Origin of the sequence: Pseudarthrobacter sulfonivorans, assembly GCF_024391045.1 — a bacterium.
GTDB lineage: Bacteria > Actinomycetota > Actinomycetes > Actinomycetales > Micrococcaceae > Arthrobacter > Arthrobacter sulfonivorans_B.
This window is the reverse complement of sequence record NZ_JANFCZ010000028.1, coordinates 36,459-54,141: the sequence shown is the minus strand read 5'-3', so window position 1 is coordinate 54,141 and position 17,683 is coordinate 36,459. Positions and strand designations below refer to the sequence as shown.

Annotated in this window: 15 protein-coding genes; 7 read left to right on the top strand and 8 right to left on the bottom strand. The window is 66.0% G+C overall.

From position 1 onward, the window contains the following. The 4 genes from NQJ30_RS16240 to NQJ30_RS16225 all read left to right on the top strand — a co-directional run. Positions 1-342: DUF3516 domain-containing protein (locus NQJ30_RS16240; RefSeq protein WP_255771146.1), on the top strand; the 342-nt coding region annotated here is incomplete at its 5' end. Between the two features lie 11 nt (positions 343-353). Next, positions 354-1,751 (top strand): CoA transferase, encoded by a 1,398-nt coding sequence (locus NQJ30_RS16235; RefSeq protein ID WP_255771145.1) that lies wholly within the window; start codon positions 354-356, stop codon positions 1,749-1,751. A 46-nt stretch (positions 1,752-1,797) separates the two neighbouring features. Next, positions 1,798-2,298 carry a GNAT family N-acetyltransferase gene (locus NQJ30_RS16230; protein ID WP_255771144.1) on the top strand — a complete coding sequence of 167 codons (501 nt, stop codon included), beginning with the start codon at positions 1,798-1,800 and terminating at the stop codon, positions 2,296-2,298. Between the two features lie 79 nt (positions 2,299-2,377). Next, positions 2,378-3,664: an alpha/beta fold hydrolase gene (locus NQJ30_RS16225; protein WP_255771150.1), complete on the top strand. Its 1,287-nt coding sequence runs from the start codon at positions 2,378-2,380 to the stop codon at positions 3,662-3,664. Between the two features lie 89 nt (positions 3,665-3,753). Here the strand turns inward: NQJ30_RS16225 and NQJ30_RS16220 are convergent, their stop codons facing one another. The 3 genes from NQJ30_RS16220 to coaE form a co-directional block, all read right to left on the bottom strand. After that, positions 3,754-4,782: a TerC family protein gene (locus tag NQJ30_RS16220; protein ID WP_255771143.1), complete on the bottom strand. Its 1,029-nt coding sequence runs from the start codon at positions 4,780-4,782 to the stop codon at positions 3,754-3,756. A gap of 218 nt (positions 4,783-5,000) precedes the next feature. Then, positions 5,001-7,100, bottom strand: coding sequence for an excinuclease ABC subunit UvrB (gene uvrB / locus NQJ30_RS16215; protein ID WP_255771142.1), 2,100 nt, complete (start codon positions 7,098-7,100; stop codon positions 5,001-5,003). Between the two features lie 64 nt (positions 7,101-7,164). Continuing rightward, on the bottom strand, positions 7,165-8,394 hold the full coding sequence (gene coaE, locus NQJ30_RS16210) for a dephospho-CoA kinase (protein WP_255771141.1): 1,230 nt from the start codon (positions 8,392-8,394) through the stop codon (positions 7,165-7,167). A 51-nt stretch (positions 8,395-8,445) separates the two neighbouring features. Here coaE and NQJ30_RS16205 point away from each other — a divergent pair, with 51 nt between their 5' ends. Next, positions 8,446-9,135, top strand: coding sequence for an IMPACT family protein (locus NQJ30_RS16205; RefSeq protein ID WP_255771138.1), 690 nt, complete (start codon positions 8,446-8,448; stop codon positions 9,133-9,135). After that, the gene (locus tag NQJ30_RS16200) at positions 9,119-9,631 is read left to right on the top strand and encodes a GNAT family N-acetyltransferase (RefSeq protein ID WP_255771137.1); all 513 of its coding nucleotides are present in this window, start codon (positions 9,119-9,121) and stop codon (positions 9,629-9,631) included. Before NQJ30_RS16205 ends, NQJ30_RS16200 begins: the two co-directional genes overlap by 17 nt. Before the next feature lie 121 nt (positions 9,632-9,752). Here NQJ30_RS16200 and rpsA read toward each other — a convergent pair whose 3' ends face one another. The 4 genes from rpsA to polA all read right to left on the bottom strand — a co-directional run bounded on the left by rpsA (position 9,753) and on the right by polA (position 16,428). Continuing rightward, complete coding sequence (gene rpsA, locus NQJ30_RS16195; RefSeq protein ID WP_190989028.1) at positions 9,753-11,231, bottom strand: 30S ribosomal protein S1; 1,479 nt, start codon at positions 11,229-11,231, stop codon at positions 9,753-9,755. A gap of 200 nt (positions 11,232-11,431) precedes the next feature. Further along, entirely contained in the window at positions 11,432-12,358 is a 927-nt protein-coding gene (locus NQJ30_RS16190) for a polysaccharide deacetylase family protein (protein WP_255771135.1), read from the bottom strand. Positions 12,359-12,386: 28 nt separating this feature from the next. Further along, on the bottom strand, positions 12,387-13,676 hold the full coding sequence (locus NQJ30_RS16185) for a GNAT family N-acetyltransferase (RefSeq protein ID WP_304664208.1): 1,290 nt from the start codon (positions 13,674-13,676) through the stop codon (positions 12,387-12,389). A gap of 109 nt (positions 13,677-13,785) precedes the next feature. Then, on the bottom strand, positions 13,786-16,428 hold the full coding sequence (gene polA, locus NQJ30_RS16180; protein WP_374113278.1) for a DNA polymerase I: 2,643 nt from the start codon (positions 16,426-16,428) through the stop codon (positions 13,786-13,788). 196 nt (positions 16,429-16,624) lie between these two features. Here polA and NQJ30_RS16175 point away from each other — a divergent pair, with 196 nt between their 5' ends. Continuing rightward, the gene (locus tag NQJ30_RS16175) at positions 16,625-17,107 is read left to right on the top strand and encodes a hotdog fold thioesterase (RefSeq protein ID WP_255771126.1); all 483 of its coding nucleotides are present in this window, start codon (positions 16,625-16,627) and stop codon (positions 17,105-17,107) included. Here NQJ30_RS16175 and NQJ30_RS16170 read toward each other — a convergent pair. Further along, positions 17,096-17,656 carry a dihydrofolate reductase family protein gene (locus NQJ30_RS16170; protein WP_255771123.1) on the bottom strand — a complete coding sequence of 187 codons (561 nt, stop codon included), beginning with the start codon at positions 17,654-17,656 and terminating at the stop codon, positions 17,096-17,098. The genes NQJ30_RS16175 and NQJ30_RS16170 overlap by 12 nt on opposite strands. Positions 17,657-17,683: the final 27 nt, after the last annotated feature.

Genomic DNA, 17,683 nt, shown 5'->3' with positions numbered 1-17,683 from the left:
GTCATGGTGCGCAACGAAATGTTCCGCCGCGTGGAACTGTTCGCCGACGAGGATGCGGCCGCGCTGGGCGAGCTCGACGCCGGAGCGGGCTGGGATGCCGACCGGTGGGAAGACGTCCTGGACGACTACTTTGACGAACACAACGACATCGGCACCGGGCCGGACGCCCGCGGCCCCGGGCTGCTGATCATCACCGAGGAACCAGGGCTTTGGAAGGTCCGGCAGATCTTCGACGATCCGGCACGCAACCATGACTGGGGCATCTCGGCCGAGGTGGACCTGGCGGCGTCGGACGAAACCGGAACCGCGATGGTCCGGGTCACCGAAGTCAACCGGCTGTAGGTGCCCGCGCCGTGGGGTCCGTCCCTGACCTGACCGCCAGCCTCCGGGTGCTGGCCGCTTTGAAGGCGGAGCCTGTGGCGCCGTGGGAGGGGCCGCGGCGGTGGTGGCACGGCCCGCTGGATGTTGAGGGCCTTGCCCTTGGCGCCGTCCAGGCCGCGGCGACAGCGCTGAACGCGCTGACGGACTCTCCCGGGAGATATGGCTTGGCCGCTGGTTCCACGGCAGCTTCCTTCGATTCATTGGGGCACCTGCGGATCGCCGGCAGGAAGGCGGAAGGTTTTGCCCCGTCCTCCGGCTTCCGACCCACCGCGGACGGCTGGATCCGCCTGCATGCCAATTATCCGCACCACGCGGCCCGCCTGATGGCCGCGCTCGACGCCGGCACGCCACCGGACGTGGATCAGGCACTTCTGCGCATGACCTCCCTCGAGGCGGAGGAAGCCATCTCAGCCCACAACGGGGTAGCTGCTGCCGTTCGCCGGCGCGGTGATTGGCTCGCGACGCCGATGCATGCGGCGGCAGCTGCGGGCCCGTGGATCCGCATCTCCCGCCCTCCCGGGCATCCCCCGCCCCGGCAGCCCCAGCCCGACGCGGCGCTCCCGTTCTGGGAGCCCTCGCCGGATCCACTGCGTCCTTTGGCCGGCCTCAAGGTATTGGACCTGACCCGCGTCATCGCCGGGCCTACCGCCACACGCCTCCTCGGAGCTCTCGGGGCGGATGTCCTGCGCATCGACCCGCCGGACCTTCCGGAACTGATCGACGCGTTCATTGACTCGGGTTTCGACAAACGCAGCGCAGTGGCGGACCTGAGGAGCCCTTCAGGATGGGATGCCGTGAGGGGCCTTGCTGAATCCGCCGACGTGGTGGTGACAGGTTACCGGGCCGGTGGCCTCGACCGGTTCGGGCTGGGGGCTGACTCGCTCATGGCGGCCCGGCCCGGCCTGGTGGTGGTCACCCTCAGTGCCTGGGGTGACGGCGGCCCCTGGAACGGCCGGCGCGGCTTCGACAGCCTGGTGCAGGCAGCCTGCGGGATTGCCGAACGGTATGGCAAATCTGACGGCAACGGGTGGATTCCCGGCGCGCTCCCGGTGCAGGCACTGGATCACGCCACCGGATACGGCATGGCAGCCGCAGCGCTTGCCTTGCTGGCCGAGCGGCTCAGCAGCGGCAAGGGCGGGACGGCCACACTGTCCCTGGCCCGAACTGCTGAGGAACTGATGCGGCTCCCGGACGCCCGGGACGTGGATGGCCCCCTGCCCGGACTGGACTTCCGCGTTATGGACAGCCCCTATGGGAGCCTGCGTTTCGTGGGGCCGCCCATTCTCGCGGACGGCGTGCCGCTGGCCTATGCGAAGGCACCCGTCCGCTACGGGACTTCTCCCCTGCGCTGGCAGCAGCAGGCACGTTAGCCGACCGGCAACCAGGTCGCCGCACCACCCCTTGTAAACTCAACCCATGAGTGTAATCCGCCCCGCCACCCGGCAAGACGTCCCCGCCATCCTGCAGATGATCCATGACCTGGCCATCTACGAGAAGGAACCCAATGCAGTCCGCAACACGCCTGACATGCTGGCAGGGGTCCTGTTCGGCGACAACCCCCGGGTCTTCGCCACCATGGCTGAAAACGCCGGCGGTGAGGTCCAGGGGTTCGCGCTTTGGTTCCTGAACTACTCCACTTGGGAAGGCACCCACGGCATCTACCTGGAGGACCTGTACGTCAGCCCGCACGCCCGCGGCGAAGGCCACGGCAAGGCGCTGTTGCGGCACCTGGCCGCGACCGCCGTCGAAAACGGCTACTCCCGCGTTGAGTGGAGCGTCCTGGACTGGAACGAGCCGTCCATCAACTTCTACCGGAGCCTGGGCGCCCGTCCCATGGACGGCTGGTCCACGTTCCGGCTGACCGGCGCAGCGCTGGAGAGCTTCGGCACCAACACGCCGGCGGCCGCCCGTGCCTGAACAGCCCGCATCCGCCGTAGCCCTCAGCACCGCGCTTCCCGTCCGCCACATGGTCAAGGCCCGCCACGAATTCCGCGGCATGCGCACCGCCGAACACTACTTCACCGTGCCGCTGGACCACTTCGCGCCGGCGTCGGGCGGCAGTTCCCCCGCGGCGGAAACCATCACTGTCTTTGCCCGGGAGTACGTCTCCTCGGACCACACCATCGCTGAGGCCGAGAAGCTTCCCTGGCTGCTCTATCTCCAGGGCGGACCGGGCGGCCGCGGGAACAGGCTGGCCTCACTGGGTGGCTGGAGCAAGGCGGCGGCCCGGGAGTTCAGGATCCTCATGCTGGACCAGCGCGGCACCGGCCTTTCCTCGCCCCTGGACCGGAACACGCTGCCGGCGCTGGGGACGTCCGAGGCGCAGGCCGCCTATCTGGAGCACTTCCGCGCGGACTCGATCGTGGCCGACGCGGAGCTCATCCGTGCCGCACTCGGCTCCGGACCCTGGAGCATCTACGGACAAAGCTACGGCGGATTCTGCGCGCTCACGTACCTTTCCTTTGCCCCTGAGGGCGTCCGGGAAGCCCTCATCACCGGAGGCCTGGCGCCGCTGGACGGGCCTGCCGACGACGTCTACCGTGCCACGTTCGCGCGCGTCGCCGCGCGCAACACCGAATACTTCGGCTGGTATCCGGAGGACCGCGGCACGGTGGAGCGGATCGCCGCCCACCTGCGCCAGACCGAGGAGTTCCTTCCCGACGGCGGCAGGCTGACCGTGGAACGCTTCCAGATGGTGGGTTCTTTCCTGGGCGGAAACACCCGCGTGGACGGCCTGCACTACCTCCTGGAGGGAGCCCTGATTGACGCGCCGGGCGGACCCCGGCTGTCCGATACGTTCCTGGAGCAGGTGCAGGGAATAGTGTCGCGCCGAAGCAATCCGCTGTATGCCCTGATGCACGAGTCCATCTACGGGCAGGGCCGGCCTACCGACTGGGCTGCTTGGCGCATTTTGGCCGAGCATCCGGAGTTCCGCCCCGACGCGTCGCCCCTGCTGCTGACCGGCGAGATGGTGTACCCGTGGTACTTCGATCAGGACGCGGCGCTGGAACCGTTGCGGGAGGTGGCCAATCTCCTCGCCGCCAAACCGGACTGGAAGCCGCTGTATGATCGCCGGCGCCTGGCCGCCAACACCGTGCCGACGGCCGCGGCGGTCTACCGCGACGATATTTACGTGGACCGGGACCTGTCACTGGCAACCGCGGCCGCCGTCCGCGGCCTCCAGGTCTGGGAGACGGCGGAGTTCCACCATGACGGCATTTCCGACGACGGCGAGGCCATCTTCAGCCGCCTCCTGGGCATGGTGCGCCCGGCCGGCAGCTGATTAAAGCCTGCAGTCCCGGCCGCTGGGCGACCGGGACTGCAGGGACCGCCACGACCGGGGCTGCCGGGACGTGCGGGCTGAGTGTCCGCCTACTCTGACTCGCTGAGGCTCTTCCGTGCGTCGTCCTCAAGGCGGGCATCCACGGGGGTGGTCCCTGCCTTGGAGCTCATAAGGCTGGCCACTACGGCTACGACGATCGTGACGACGATAACGGCCAGGGAGACGAACGTCGGGATCTCCGGCGCCCATTCGATGTGCCGGCCGCCGTTGATGAACGGCAGTTCGTTGACATGCATGGCGTGGAGGACCAGCTTCACACCGATGAACGCCAGGATGACGGACAGCGCGTGCTTCAGGTAGATTAGGCGGTTCATCAGGCCGCCGAGGAGGAAGTACAGCTGGCGCAGGCCCATCAGCGCGAACAGGTTCGCGGTGAACACAATGAACGGGCTCTGCGTAAGGCCGAAGATCGCGGGAATGGAGTCCACTGCGAACAGAAGGTCGGTCAGGCCGATGGTGATGAACACGACCAGCATGGGGGTGAAGACCTTCTTGCCGTCCACCACGGTGCGGAGCTTTCCTTCGTCGAATTTCTCCGACATGGGGATGATCTTCCGGATCTGCGCGATGAGCGGGTTTTCCTTGTCTTCCTCGTCCTCGCCTTCGTCCTGGGCCTGCTTCCAGGCGGTCCAGAGCAGGAACGCACCGAAGATGTAGAAGACCCAGCTGAACTGCTCGATCACGATGGCGCCGAGGAGGATGAAGATGCCGCGCAGGATCAGGGCAATGATGATGCCCACCATCAGGACTTCCTGCTGGTATTTCCGGGGTACGGAGAACCGGGCCATGATGATGATGAAGACAAACAGGTTGTCGATGCTGAGGCTGTATTCGGTGACCCAGCCGGCAACGAACTGGCCGCCGAACTCATGGCCCGTGAAGGCAAACATCGCGCCGGCAAACACCAGCGCCAGGGTCACATAGAAGGCCACCCACAGTCCGGCTTCCTTCATGGAGGGTTCGTGGGGGCGCCTGACAACAAGCAACAGGTCAATCAGGAGGATCAGGCCGAGGACGACGAGGGAGCCGACCTCAAACCACACAGGTAACTCGGGCACGGGGAGCCTTTCGCAGGGTACACAGAAGCGGTGTAAGTCTCTCCGGCCGGCCTGTGCACTTGGTGCTGAATTGGCGACCCGCTACGCCCGGCCAGGCAACTATGCCTGGCGTGTTGACGATCGTAGCGCTTGGGATACTCCCCTACGTGGCGTTAACTCTACCGCAGCCGCGGGGCCGTGCGGACACAGTCCACCGCGCGGCCGGAAAGGAACCGGACTCAGGCGTGGCCGGCGGCCTGCATCTGCCGGAGTTCCTTTTTGAGCTCACTGACTTCGTCGCGGATCCTCGCGGCCACCTCGAACTGCAGTTCGGCGGCTGCGCCGTGCATCTGTTCGGTCAGCTGCTCGATGAGTCCCACGAGGTCTTCGGCCGGGGCGGCGGCGAGGCCGTCCTTGCGGACCTGCGCCGCGCCCTTGGCGGCTGACTTCCCGCGCTTGGCACCCTTGGCCAGGCGGTTGTTGTTCAGCAGCTCCTGGGTATCGGCATCTTCCTTGGCCAGCTGGTCCGTGATGTCCGCGATCTTCTTCCGCAGCGGCTGCGGATCAATGCCCTTTTCCGTGTTGTACGCCACCTGGATGGCACGGCGCCGGTTGGTCTCATCGATGGCGTGGGCCATGGAGTCGGTGATGCGGTCCGCGTACATGTGCACCTGGCCCGAGACGTTGCGGGCGGCGCGGCCGATCGTCTGGATCAGGGAGGTGGAGGACCGCAGGAATCCTTCCTTGTCCGCGTCCAAAATGCTCACCAGCGAGACCTCGGGGAGGTCGAGGCCCTCACGGAGCAGGTTGATGCCCACCAGGACATCAAAAACGCCCATCCTGAGTTCGCGGAGCAGTTCCACCCGGCGGAGGGTGTCGACGTCGGAGTGCAGGTATTCCACTTTGATGCCGTGGCCCAGGAGGTAGTCGGTGAGGTCCTCTGCCATGCGTTTGGTCAGTGTGGTGACCAGGACGCGTTCGTTCTTGGCGGTCCGGGTCTTGATCTCGCCGAGCAGGTCATCGATCTGGCCCTTGGTGGGCTTGACCACCACCTCGGGGTCGATCAGGCCGGTGGGCCGGATGATTTGCTGGACGAAACCGTCAGCCTTGCCGAGCTCGTACTTGCCCGGGGTGGCGGACAGGTAGACGGTCTGGCCCACGCGTTCGAGGAATTCGTCCCATTTGAGGGGACGGTTATCCATGGCCGACGGCAGCCGGAAGCCAAAATCCACCAGGTTCCGTTTGCGGGACATGTCGCCTTCGTACATGGCGCCGATCTGCGGCACCGTGACATGCGATTCATCGATCACCAGCAGGAAGTCGTCCGGGAAGTAGTCGAGCAGGCAGTGCGGCGCGGTTCCGCGGGCCCGCCCGTCAATGTGGGACGAATAGTTTTCGATGCCGTTGCAGAACCCCATCTGCTGCATCATTTCAAGGTCATAGGTGGTGCGCATGCGGAGCCGCTGCGCTTCCACCAGCTTGTTCTGGCTCTCCAGCTCCTGGAGCCGTTCCGCCAGTTCGTCCTCAATCCGTTTGATGGCACGGGCCATCCGCTCGGGGCCGGCCACATAGTGCGAGGCGGGGAAGACGTACATTTCCTCTTCGTCCCGGATGACCTCGCCGGTCAGCGGATGAAGGGTGTGGATGTTCTCAATCTCATCGCCGAAGAACTCGATCCGGATGGCCAGTTCCTCGTACATCGGAATGATTTCCACGGTGTCGCCGCGGACCCGGAAGGTTCCACGGTGGAAGTCCATGTCGTTGCGGGCGTACTGCATGGAGACGAATTTCCGGAGCAGATCGTCGCGGTTCATCTCGGCACCCTTGCGGAGCGTGACCATTCCCGCGATGTACTCTTCCGGCGTGCCCAGGCCGTAGATGCAGGACACGGTGGCCACCACAATGACGTCACGGCGGGTGAGCAGCGCATTGGTGGCGGAGTGGCGGAGCCGCTCGACTTCCTCGTTGATGGAGGAGTCCTTCTCGATGAAGGTGTCCGTCTGCGCCACATACGCTTCCGGCTGGTAGTAGTCGTAATAGGAGACGAAGTACTCCACAGCGTTGTTGGGCAGCAGTTCCCGGAATTCGTTGGCCAGCTGGGCTGCGAGGGTCTTGTTCTGGACCAACACCAGGGTGGGCCGCTGGACCTGTTCGATGAGCCAGGCCGTGGTGGCGCTCTTGCCGGTACCGGTGGCACCGAGCAGTACGACGTCCTTTTCGCCGTTCCTGATCCGCTCCGTCAGGTCGGCAATGGCGGCGGGCTGGTCACCGGCGGGCTGGAATTCGCTGATGACTTCGAAAGGCGCGACAACTCGGCTGATATCCTGCGCAAGGCTCATGCATCTAATCTACAACCGGGCGCCGACACCCGCGCCGGGATCCGTTACCGGCGAACAGTCCGGTTCAGGCGCGGAGACTTCCAGGGACGTACGACGGCGGCTGCCAGCCCGTGCGCGCAGCCCACGCATCCATGCGCGGCCACGCGAAGTCCGTGAACCAGGGCTCCTTGGCCTCCGCATAGGCGTAGGTTCCTCGGGTACCGGCGAACTTTTCGGTCAGGGCGCGCTTGTGCACCTCATACATGGCGGCGGCCTGCGGATCGTTCCTGAGCCAGTCCCGGAAGAGCAGCGCGTACCGCCAGCCGGACGAACCGGCCGCCCGGACATGTACATTCACGGCACGGCCAGGGTCCGCGTTGGCATGGAACCGCTTCTGCCATTGCGCGGGGTCCGGGTCCGAAGGTTTGGGGGTGTCCGCACCGGCACCGGGCACGGCCGGGAAGCCGGCCGCCGCCAGCAGCGGCGCTAGCCTGTCCGCGGCGTCGAGGCCTGCCACCGTGACCTGAAGGTCGATCACGTCTTTGGCTGCCAGGCCCGGCACCGCGGTGGAGCCGATATGGTCAACGGCCAGAATCTCATCGGGTGCTGCGGCCATGATCCGGGCGCCGAGCCGCGCGGCCTGGCTGGCCCAATCCTCCTTCGGTCCCGACAGGACTGCTGATCCGGGCCTGGCCGCCCGGGCGCCGCGACCGAGATTGTCCGCAAACGGCACCAGCCGTTCGGCCCAGAGCCTGTCCACCTGCGACAACAGCGCATCCAGGGAACCGGAATTGTCCAACACCACGTCCGCGGCGGCAAGCCGGCGGGCACGCGAGGCCTGGGCAGCCATCCGGGACTCGGCCTCCTCTCGGGTCATCCCGCGGTGCTCAAGCATGCGGGCGATGCGGACATCATCCGGCGCGTCCACCACCAGCACCAAATGGAACCTGCTCCCCTGTCCCGACTCCACCAGCAGGGGGATGTCCTGGACCACGATGGCACCGGCCGGGGCCTTGGCGATGAGTCCGTCCGCGGCCGCCCGGACCAGCGGATGGACAATGCCGTTGAGGACAGCCAGCTGCGCGGGATTTCCAAAGACCATCGCACCCAGCCGGGCACGGTCAAGCCGGCCGCCGGCGTCGAGCATGCCGGCCCCGAAGGCCTCCACTACCCGTCCCAGCCCGGGTGTGCCGGGCTCCACCACCTCGCGCGCCAGCGCATCGGCATCGACCAGCACGGCCCCTAACTCCGCCAGGCGCGAGGCCACCACTGACTTCCCTGAGGCGATCCCGCCCGTCAACCCGATTTTCAGCACCCCATCAGCCTAATCCCCGTCGGCGTGACCCAACCGCCCTAGACTGGGGCGGTGCAACAGCAAGAGAGCCGGACCACCTCCTACACCACCCTCGCGTCAGGACCGGACTTCCGGCACGAGATCGAGATCAAACGGTCCCGGTTCATTACCGTGCTGCGCCGCGCTGAAGATGAGGAAACCGCCCGGGACGTCGTGGCAGGGCTGCGGCGCGAGTTCCACGACGCCCGTCACCACTGCTCGGCGTTCGTCCTCGGAGCAGACCGCGGGACCCAACGCTCCAGTGACGACGGCGAACCGTCCGGCACCGCAGGCATTCCCATGCTGGAGGCCATCCTTAAACGTGAAACCGCTCCGGGGGTGGCAGACCTGAGCGACATCAGCGCCGTCGTCGTGCGCTATTTCGGCGGCATCCTGCTGGGCGCGGGCGGCCTGGTGCGGGCCTATTCGGAATCGGTGTCCGCGGCCATCGATCGCGCTCCCCTCGTGGGGCGGCGCCGGCTGCGGATCTGCGCGGCGGCGGTTCCCCACTCCGCGGTCGGCCGGCTGGAGAATGACTTGCGGGCGGCCGGATTTGTGATGGCCGAAACCAGCTACGGCGCCCACGAGACCACCCTGCGCGTGGCCATCCCGGACGTCGCAGCGGAACTCTCCGCCGCGGCGGAACGCATGTTGTCGTTCACCGCAGGAACGGTGGAACTGGTCCCCGGCGGGACGGAGTGGATCGATGTCCCCCTCCCCTGAAATCAGGCTGGCGGACGTGGACGAAGCAATGCTGGCGTTGCTGGTGGACATCGCGCGGTTGGACGCGGCGCCAGACGAAGTGACCCCTCCCCTGGGCCACGGGACCGGGTGGAATACAGAACGGTTCGACTGGTTCCGCGCATATCACCGTGCGGCGGCGGCCGGCCTGGACGGGCCCGCGGGCGAGAAAAGCTGGGTGGTGCTGTGTGCAGGAAAGCCTGCGGGCTCCATCCGCCTGAAGCGGACGGCGCAAGCGAACACGGCGGAGACGGGCATTTGGCTGGCACGGAGCTACCGCGGGCGCGGCGTGGGCGCGGCCGCCCTGAAACTGGTCCTCGCCGAGGCCAGGGTTGCCGGGTTTTGGCGGGTCACCGCCCGTACCACGGCAGCCAATGCAGGCGCCCGGCGGATCCTCGCCGCGGCGGGCGCCATCCTGACGCACGACGACGGCGGTGCGGTGAGTGCCGCCGTCGAACTTTCATCCGGCCCGGAGTAGCCGCACCGGAAGCTCCTGTGGCAGCGTCAGCTGCCAGCCACCTGGCGGGTTAAACACTGCGGGCCCCCGCTTTCGCAGGGGCCCGCAGTGTTGGCCCGGAAATTTCCCGGGCCGGTGGCAATTAGTTGCCGGTCAGCTTCTCGCGCAGAGCGGCGAGAGCCTCGTCGGATGCAAGCGTGCCTGCACCGGCGTTGGACTCTGCAGCCGGCTCCGAGGAGTAGCTGGTGGTGCCGGAATCGCTGTCACCGGACGTTGCAGCTGCAGCGTCGTCGGCAGCGTGCTGGGCAACCTGCTTCTTGTGTGCTTCCCACTTGGTCTGGGCGTCAGCGTACTGCTGCTCCCAGGCGGCGCGCTGGTTCTCGTAGCCTTCAAGCCACTCGTTGGACTCCGGGTCGAAGCCCTCCGGGTACTTGTAGTTGCCCTCTTCGTCGTACTCTGCAGCCATGCCGTACAGAGCCGGATCGAATTCGGTGCTGTCGGCGTCGACGCCCTCGTTGGCCTGCTTGAGGGACAGCGAGATGCGGCGGCGTTCCAGGTCGATGTCGATGACCTTGACGAACAGTTCGTCGCCAACAGAGACAACCTGCTCTGCCAGTTCAACGTGGCGGACAGCCAGCTCGGAGATGTGGACCAGGCCTTCGATGCCGTCTTCGACGCGAACGAACGCACCGAACGGAACCAGCTTGGTGACCTTACCCGGAACAACCTGGCCGAGGGCGTGGGTGCGGGCGAAGGTCTGCCACGGATCTTCCTGAGTAGCCTTGAGCGACAGGGAAACACGCTCGCGGTCCAGGTCCACCTCGAGAACCTCGACGGTGACTTCCTGGCCAACTTCGACAACCTCGGACGGGTGGTCGATGTGCTTCCAGGACAGCTCGGAAACGTGAACCAGGCCGTCTACGCCGCCCAGGTCCACGAAGGCACCGAAGTTGACGATGGAGGAAACGACGCCGGGACGGACCTGGCCCTTTTCCAGCTTGTTGAGGAACGTAGAGCGGACCTCGGACTGGGTCTGCTCGAGCCATGCACGGCGGGACAGCACAACGTTGTTGCGGTTCTTGTCCAGCTCGATGATCTTGGCTTCGATCTGCTGACCGATGTACGGAGCAAGGTCGCGCACACGGCGCATCTCGACGAGGGATGCGGGCAGGAAGCCGCGCAGGCCGATGTCGAGGATAAGACCACCCTTGACAACCTCGATGACGGTGCCGGTGACAACACCGTCTTCTTCCTTGACCTTCTCGATGTCGCCCCAGGCACGCTCGTACTGAGCACGCTTCTTGGAGAGGATCAGACGGCCTTCTTTGTCTTCCTTGGTGAGCACCAGGGCTTCGACCTGATCGCCAACGGAGACGACGTCTCCGGGATCAACATCGTGCTTGATGGACAGCTCGCGGGAGGGGATGACACCTTCGGTCTTGTAACCGATGTCGAGCAGGACTTCGTCGCGGTCAACCTTGACGACGGTACCTTCGACGAGGTCTCCGTCGTTGAAGTACTTGATCGTGGCGTCGACTGCTGCGAGGAAGTCCTCAGCGGTACCGATGTCGTTAATCGCGACTACGGGGGTACCGGGCTTCTCGGTGGAGGTGATGGTCATGTAGTAGGGGCTCCGTTGTGGATAGTTAGTCGGTCAGGCAGACCGCCGCACCCGCGTTATGGAACGCGCGCACAGGTTACGGCAGATCCCACGGATCTGCCGGGTCATCCTGATTCTGTGAATTGGTGTTTAACATGCACGTAGTACACGCGCGTTTCAGTCTAGTCGCAGCAGCCAACACGGGTCAAAGCGCCGGCGGGTCATGCCGGCAGGACGGCCCCCAGTTTCGCAAACGTTGCGCCTTGACCGAGGAGCCGGGGCAGTGCCTGGGCAAGCCCGGCCGCCGTGCCGCTGCCAGGTTTGTTGACGTGGGCAATGACAATATCCCCGCTCCGGGCCTTGCCGACCTCTGCCGCCACGGTGGCCGGTGCAAACGTGGCACCGCCGTCGCCATTGATGGAGAAACTCACCGGCACGACGCCCAGCCGGCGGGCAATGGCCGCTGCGACGTCGTCGCAATGCGCCGTTCCGGGGCGGAAGAATCCCGGAACATGGCCGGTGACGTCCTGGAGGATGGCCTGGTTCCCCATGACCTCGTCGTAGACCTGGCCAATGTCCGTTGTCCCCGCGATGCCGTAGGCCGACTTCCCGTTCACGGACAGGGGACGATGCAGGAAACCGTGGTTTGCTAGTTCAAACAGGGGGTCCCGGGCCAGCTCAGCCGTCAGCGCCGGGTTGGCCTGGATCCACCGTTCGTTGAGGAACAGGGTGGCCGGAACATTGAGCTTCCGCAACGTTCCCAGCAGTTGTTGGTCGCAGCCGGTCCCGCCGGGGCCTCCACAGGCGTCAAGCGTCAGCGCGATGTCCCGGGCCGCGGATTTGCCCGCGGTGCCGGTGACCTGCAGGCCCCATTCGCGGGGTTGGCGTGATCCGAATTCAGCGACGATCTGTTGCTTCGTCGGGGGCGTGGGACGGTGGGGCTCGATGTCAGGGGTCTGCGCCGGGGCGGTGCGGGAGGGAGCGGGGTCGGCCGGATCCACGGGGTTCGATGCCTCCGGTGCGGGGACCTCTTCGTCGTGCGCGCGGGCGGTGGCCATGCACCCCGAAAGCGCCGCGGAAGCCAGCCCGGCCATACCGAGCAGCACAGACCGGCGTCCGGGCATGCCCGGCGCGTGGATATCCCTCACAGGTAGTCCTTCGATGACGCAGGGGCCCCTAGAAATGGGTCAGGCAGTGGGCAGCTCGCTCGACGGCGAACAGACCACGGGCCTGGAGCGACGCGCCATGCTTGTGTTCGCGGATCCGCCCAGCCGCCGTCAGCGTAACCGGACAGACCGCGCCCAGAAAAATCGATGACAGTGCCGAGACGTCCAGCGTCAGGTCCGGAGCCACCCCGGCCTCCGCGCGTTCGACGGCAGCCTCACCGCCGCTGACCGCCAGGGTGAAGGTTCCGGCCGTCAGGCCCAGGGGGTCCAGGACCTCCAGAACCAGCCGTCCGTCCCCGGGATAGCGCCGCGCTTCCAGCGCCCGCACCACGTCCAGGATGCGGAGCCACAGCATGTCCCTGCTGTCCGACGAGTCGATGCACCGCGGATCGGCAAGCGCCCACGTCAGCGGATCATCCAAGGGCGCCTCCTCCCACGTGATCCGATCGACGAGGTCAATGGCGGCCAGGAACTGCCACAGCTCCAGGTAGGCCTCGTGGGTGGCCGCCACCAGGTCCACCACGTGCATGGTGTGCGGTTCGGTCTCCCAGCCCAGGAACTTGTAGGACACATAGCCGTCCACGTCGCCGTCCGGCCCATAGTGGAGGGCCACCTTGACCGCGGGGTCTTCCTTGCCGTCCCGGCCAAGGGAGCCTGAGGCCAGCTGGCGGTACCATTCCTGGCGGTCGATCGACCCGGGTGTGAGCCGGTGCACCCGCTCAAAAACCTCCGGCGCGATCTCTAGCAGCACCTTTGGCTCGGCAACATCCACACTTCCGACAGCCTGGTGGTCGAGCCGGAACCGGGCGGTGGTATCTACTTTGACCGTACGCTCGAAGCTGGCCACGCCATAGCCAAAGCGGCCGTAAATTGATCCTTCGGACGCGGTCAGGGCGGCCATCGCCAGGCCCTCCGACTTGGCCAGCGCCAGGTCCTCCGACATCATGCGGCGCAGCAGGCCACGGCGCCGATGCGATGTCCGCACCGTCACGGCCGTGACCAGGTGGGTCGCCAGCATCCTGCCGAAACCGACGTTGAGCGTTTTGCGGAGGGTGCCGAAAGTGGCCACGGGAATGTCCGCAGCCAGCGACCCGGGTGCCACGTCTTGGGTCTGGTACACCCCGGTCATGATCCGCTGGTCTGCGCGGTACGTCTCCAGGGATTTGGCCACGTGGTCGGGCGACCGGGTGGACTCATGGAAGCCGAACGAGACCGCCTTGACCCACTTTTCGGCTTCCGGGTAGCCTGGCTCCCCCTGGACGGCGGCGTCGAAACGCCGGATTTCATAGTCCTCGCTCAGTTCAGGCACAAAGCCGAGCCTAACCAATAATTCCCGCCCCTGGCCAGCAGGAACACGCCGGCCGGCAGGACACTCCGGCCGGCGAGGTCACACCCCTGTGCCGGCGCGGCTAGTGGCCGGCGTCGTACCAGCTGGGCCCGACACCGATCTGGACGTCCAGCGGGACGCTGAGGTCCGCGGCCGATCCCATTTGCTCGGTCACGAGTTTCTCCACCACTTCCCGTTCACCGGGCGCCACTTCCAGCACCAGTTCGTCGTGGACCTGCAGGAGCATCCTCGAGGCGAGGCCCCGGGCGGTCAGTTCCGCCTGCACACCGAGCATGGCGCGCTTAATGATGTCCGCGGCCGATCCCTGGATGGGAGAGTTCAGGGCGATGCGCTCCGCGTTCTCGCGCAGCTGCCGGTCCGTGCTGGTGAGGTCCGGGAGGTAGCGGCGGCGGCCTTCGATCGTGGCCGTGTAGCCGTCGATCCGGGCCTGGTCCACGACGCCGCGGAGGTAGTCGCGCACGGCGCCGAAACGGTCGAAGTAGTCCTTCATGAGGGTGCGGGCCTCGTCCACGGAAATTTCCAGCTGCTTGGACAGCCCGAACGAGGTCAGGCCGTACGCGAGGCCGTAGGACATGGCCTTGACCTTGGAGCGCATGGCACTGGTGACCTGGTCGGTAGGAACGTGGAAGATATTCGAGCCCACAAAACGGTGCAGGTCTTCGCCGTCCCGGTACGCCTGGATCAGGCCGGCATCGCCGGACAGGTGGGCCATGATGCGCATTTCGATCTGGGAGTAATCCGCGGACAGCAGGCACTCATAGCCCTCGCTGACCACAAAGATGCCGCGGACCCGACGCCCTTCCTCACTGCGGATGGGGATGTTCTGCAGGTTCGGGTTGTTGGAGGAGATGCGTCCGGTGGCGGCCACGTTCTGGGCATACGTGGTGTGGATACGGCCGTCCTCGGTCACTGATTTCTTCAGTGATTCGATCATCTGGCGCAGCTTGGCTGACTCGCGGTGCGCCATCAGCTGGACCAGGAACTCATGCCCGGTCTTCTCCAGGAGGTTCTTCAGGGACGCGGCATCGGTGGTGTACCCGGACTTGATCTTCTTGGTCTTGGGCAGCTGGAGTTCGTCGAACAGGACGGTCTGCAGCTGTTTGGGTGATCCAAGGTTGACCTCGTGTCCGATCGCGGCGAAGGCCAGTTCCTGGGCATTGTCGATCACTTTGGCCAGGTCGGCGAGCTGCTCCTCCATGCGCTGCATGTCCACGGCGATGCCGGCAGTTTCCATCTCGGCGAGGACACGGCTGACGGGCAGTTCAAGGGTGGTCAGCAGATCGCCTGCCTTCCGCTCGATCAGTTCCGATTCGAAGTGCCGGCTGAGGGCCTGGACAACCGCCGCCTGGTGCACCAGGGCGTCCGCAGCCGCGGTATCGGCGCCGTCAAGCGCCAGCTCAAGCTGGCCCGTCTTGGACGTCTCGGACGCGATGCTGACGTTCAGGTGGTGCTGGGCCAGTTCAGCCAGCTCATACGTCCGGCGGTCAGGCTGGATGAGATACCCGGAGATCGAGGTGTCATCCACCACGCCTTCCAGGCCGAGGCCACGGGCGGACAAGGCCTTCAGGGCTGCCTTGTAGCCGTGCATGACCTTCGGGGCGGCAGGATCCCGCAGCCAGGCCGCCAGGACATTTTCGGCTTCGGCATCCTGGGCGGCCAGGTCCAGGTAAACGGCCGTGTGGTCACGGACGATCGCGACGGCCGTGGCGTCCTCGCCGATCCGGCCGGGCATCAGGTCGACGGCCACCGCCGAGCGCTGACCGGACCCGGCCGCCAGGAACGCCGAAAGTTCCGCTGCGTCGGCGGGTGTTGCGTACTCCGGGATGTCCAGGCTTTCGCGTTCGGCCGGTTCCAGGTCCTCGGTGCCGTACAGCGCGAACAACCGGGTACGGATGGTCTTGAACTCCAGCTCGTCAAACAACTGCTCGAGGGCAGCCTCGTCCGGCCGCGGTTCAGCGAGGTCCTCCAGCGTCACAGGGAGTTCCAGATCCGTGTGCAGCCGGTTGAGGCGCCGGTTGCGCTTGACGTCCTCAACGTTCTCGCGGAGGGCATCACCCACCTTGCCCCCGATGGCGTCCAGGTTTTCGAGCACCCCTTCGAGTCCGCCGTACAGGTTGATCCACTTAGCCGCGGTCTTGGGCCCGACGCCCGGAACGCCGGGGAGGTTGTCTGCGGTCTCCCCCACCAGCGCCGCGAGGTCGGAGTACTGCGGCGGGGTCACGAAGTACTTTTCCTGGATGGCCGCCGCGTCCATGCGCGGGATATCACTGACTCCCTTCCGCGGGTACAGCACAAAGACGTTTTCGGTGATGAGCTGGAAGGCGTCCCGGTCGCCTGAGACGAGGAGCACCTCGAAGCCGGCTTTTTCACCCATGGCGGCAAGGGTGGCCAGGATGTCGTCGGCTTCGTAGCCGGGCATCTTGATGGTGGTGATGCCCCAGGCCTGCATCACCTTGTCAATCAGGTCGATCTGCCCGTTCATTTCGCGCGGGGTTTCGTTGCGGCCGCCCTTATATCCGCTGTACTCGGCTTTGCGGTGAGTGGTGTCATCCGAAACGTCGAACGCGACGGCGACGTGAGTGGGCTTCTGCTCCTTGATCAGGTTGATCAGCATGGACGTGAAGCCGTGGATCGCGTTGGTGTGCTGGCCGTTGGCGGTGGAGAATTTGTCCGCCGGCAGGGCGAAGAAGGCACGGAAGGCCATGGAGTGACCATCCAGCACCAGCAGGCGCGGCTGGCCGGTCAGGGGGATCACGGGAGCTTCGGTGGCGGAAACCCGGCCCCCGGCTGACGGCGGGACGCTGACGTTCTGGAGGGCGGCGTCCGCATCAAGCACAGCGGTTTCAGACGGGAAAGGGGCCGGTTTGGTAGTTTCACTCACAGGTGCCAGCCTAGTTCCCATGATGGACAATTTCACGCCCGGCCCCTTCACTGAGGAATTAGTCACAGCGGGTATCCCGGAACACCTTCATGAGTGGCTTGGCCCGTTCGGCATCGGCGCCCTGGTGGTCAAGATGGGGATCCACTTCCTGGAGATGAGCCCGGAACGGTCGGTGGCGACGATGCCGGTGGACGGCAATACGCAGGTGGCAGGGATCCTGCACGGCGGCGCCCACGTGGTCCTCGCCGAAACGCTGGGTTCGTTTGCTGCCGGAATGCACGCAGGGGCCGGCCGGCATGCCCTGGGCATCGAAGTCAGTGCCACCCACCACCGGGCCATTGCGGCGGGCACTGTTACAGGAACCTGCACCGCCATCCACCTGGGCCGGACCCTGACAACGCACGAAATTGTCATGACCGACGATCAGGGCCGGCGCCTCTCGACGGCCCGGATCACCAACATGCTGCGGGACAACCCCTCCGGAGAACAGTCAGCCGGCTGATTGCTCCGCGGACGGGAACCGGTAGCGCAGCTCCACGATCCCCCGCCCCATGGTGCGCGATGCCGTCAACTCGAGCGCCGGCGTCGGACCTTCCACAGGAAGCAGGCGCTTTCCGTCGCCCAGCACCACCGGGATGACGGACAGGATGATCTCGTCGAGGCGCCCGGCGGCAGCGAACTGCGCAGCGAGGTTGCCGCCGCCCACCACCCAGATGTTCTTTGTGCCGGCGTCGGAGGTGAAGTCCGGGATGAATTCCTGCACCGGGCCGCGGACGAACGTCACGTCCGCCCCGTGCGGTGCGGCGTACTCGTGGTGCGTGAAGACGTAGCAGGGCGTGCCGGGATAAGGCCACTTGCCGGGTTCATGCTCCATCAGCCAGGCGAACGTGTCGCCACCCATGACGATGCAGCCGACGTCGCCCATAAACGACTCGTAGCTTTCCTGGCCGCCCTCAAAACCGTCGAACTCAAGCAGCCACGCGAGGTCATCCTTGGCTGTGGCGATGAAGCCGTCGAGGGAGGCGGCGACGAAATACTGGATCCTGGACATGGACCCAGCGTAGCCGCGGGGCGGTGG

Excerpts from the sequence above, each read along its gene's own strand:
- NQJ30_RS16230 (WP_255771144.1), top strand. The coding sequence starts at position 1,798 with ATGAGTGTAATCCGCCCCGCCACCCGGCAAGACGTCCCCGCCATCCTG.
- NQJ30_RS16225 (WP_255771150.1), top strand. The coding sequence starts at position 2,378 with ATGCGCACCGCCGAACACTACTTCACCGTGCCGCTGGACCACTTCGCG.
- uvrB (WP_255771142.1), bottom strand. The coding sequence starts at position 7,100 with ATGAGCCTTGCGCAGGATATCAGCCGAGTTGTCGCGCCTTTCGAAGTC.
- NQJ30_RS16200 (WP_255771137.1), top strand. The coding sequence starts at position 9,119 with ATGTCCCCCTCCCCTGAAATCAGGCTGGCGGACGTGGACGAAGCAATG.
- rpsA (WP_190989028.1), bottom strand. The coding sequence starts at position 11,231 with ATGACCATCACCTCCACCGAGAAGCCCGGTACCCCCGTAGTCGCGATT.
- polA (WP_374113278.1), bottom strand. The coding sequence starts at position 16,428 with ATGGCCTTCCGTGCCTTCTTCGCCCTGCCGGCGGACAAATTCTCCACC.
- NQJ30_RS16175 (WP_255771126.1), top strand. The coding sequence starts at position 16,625 with ATGATGGACAATTTCACGCCCGGCCCCTTCACTGAGGAATTAGTCACA.
- NQJ30_RS16170 (WP_255771123.1), bottom strand. The coding sequence starts at position 17,656 with ATGTCCAGGATCCAGTATTTCGTCGCCGCCTCCCTCGACGGCTTCATC.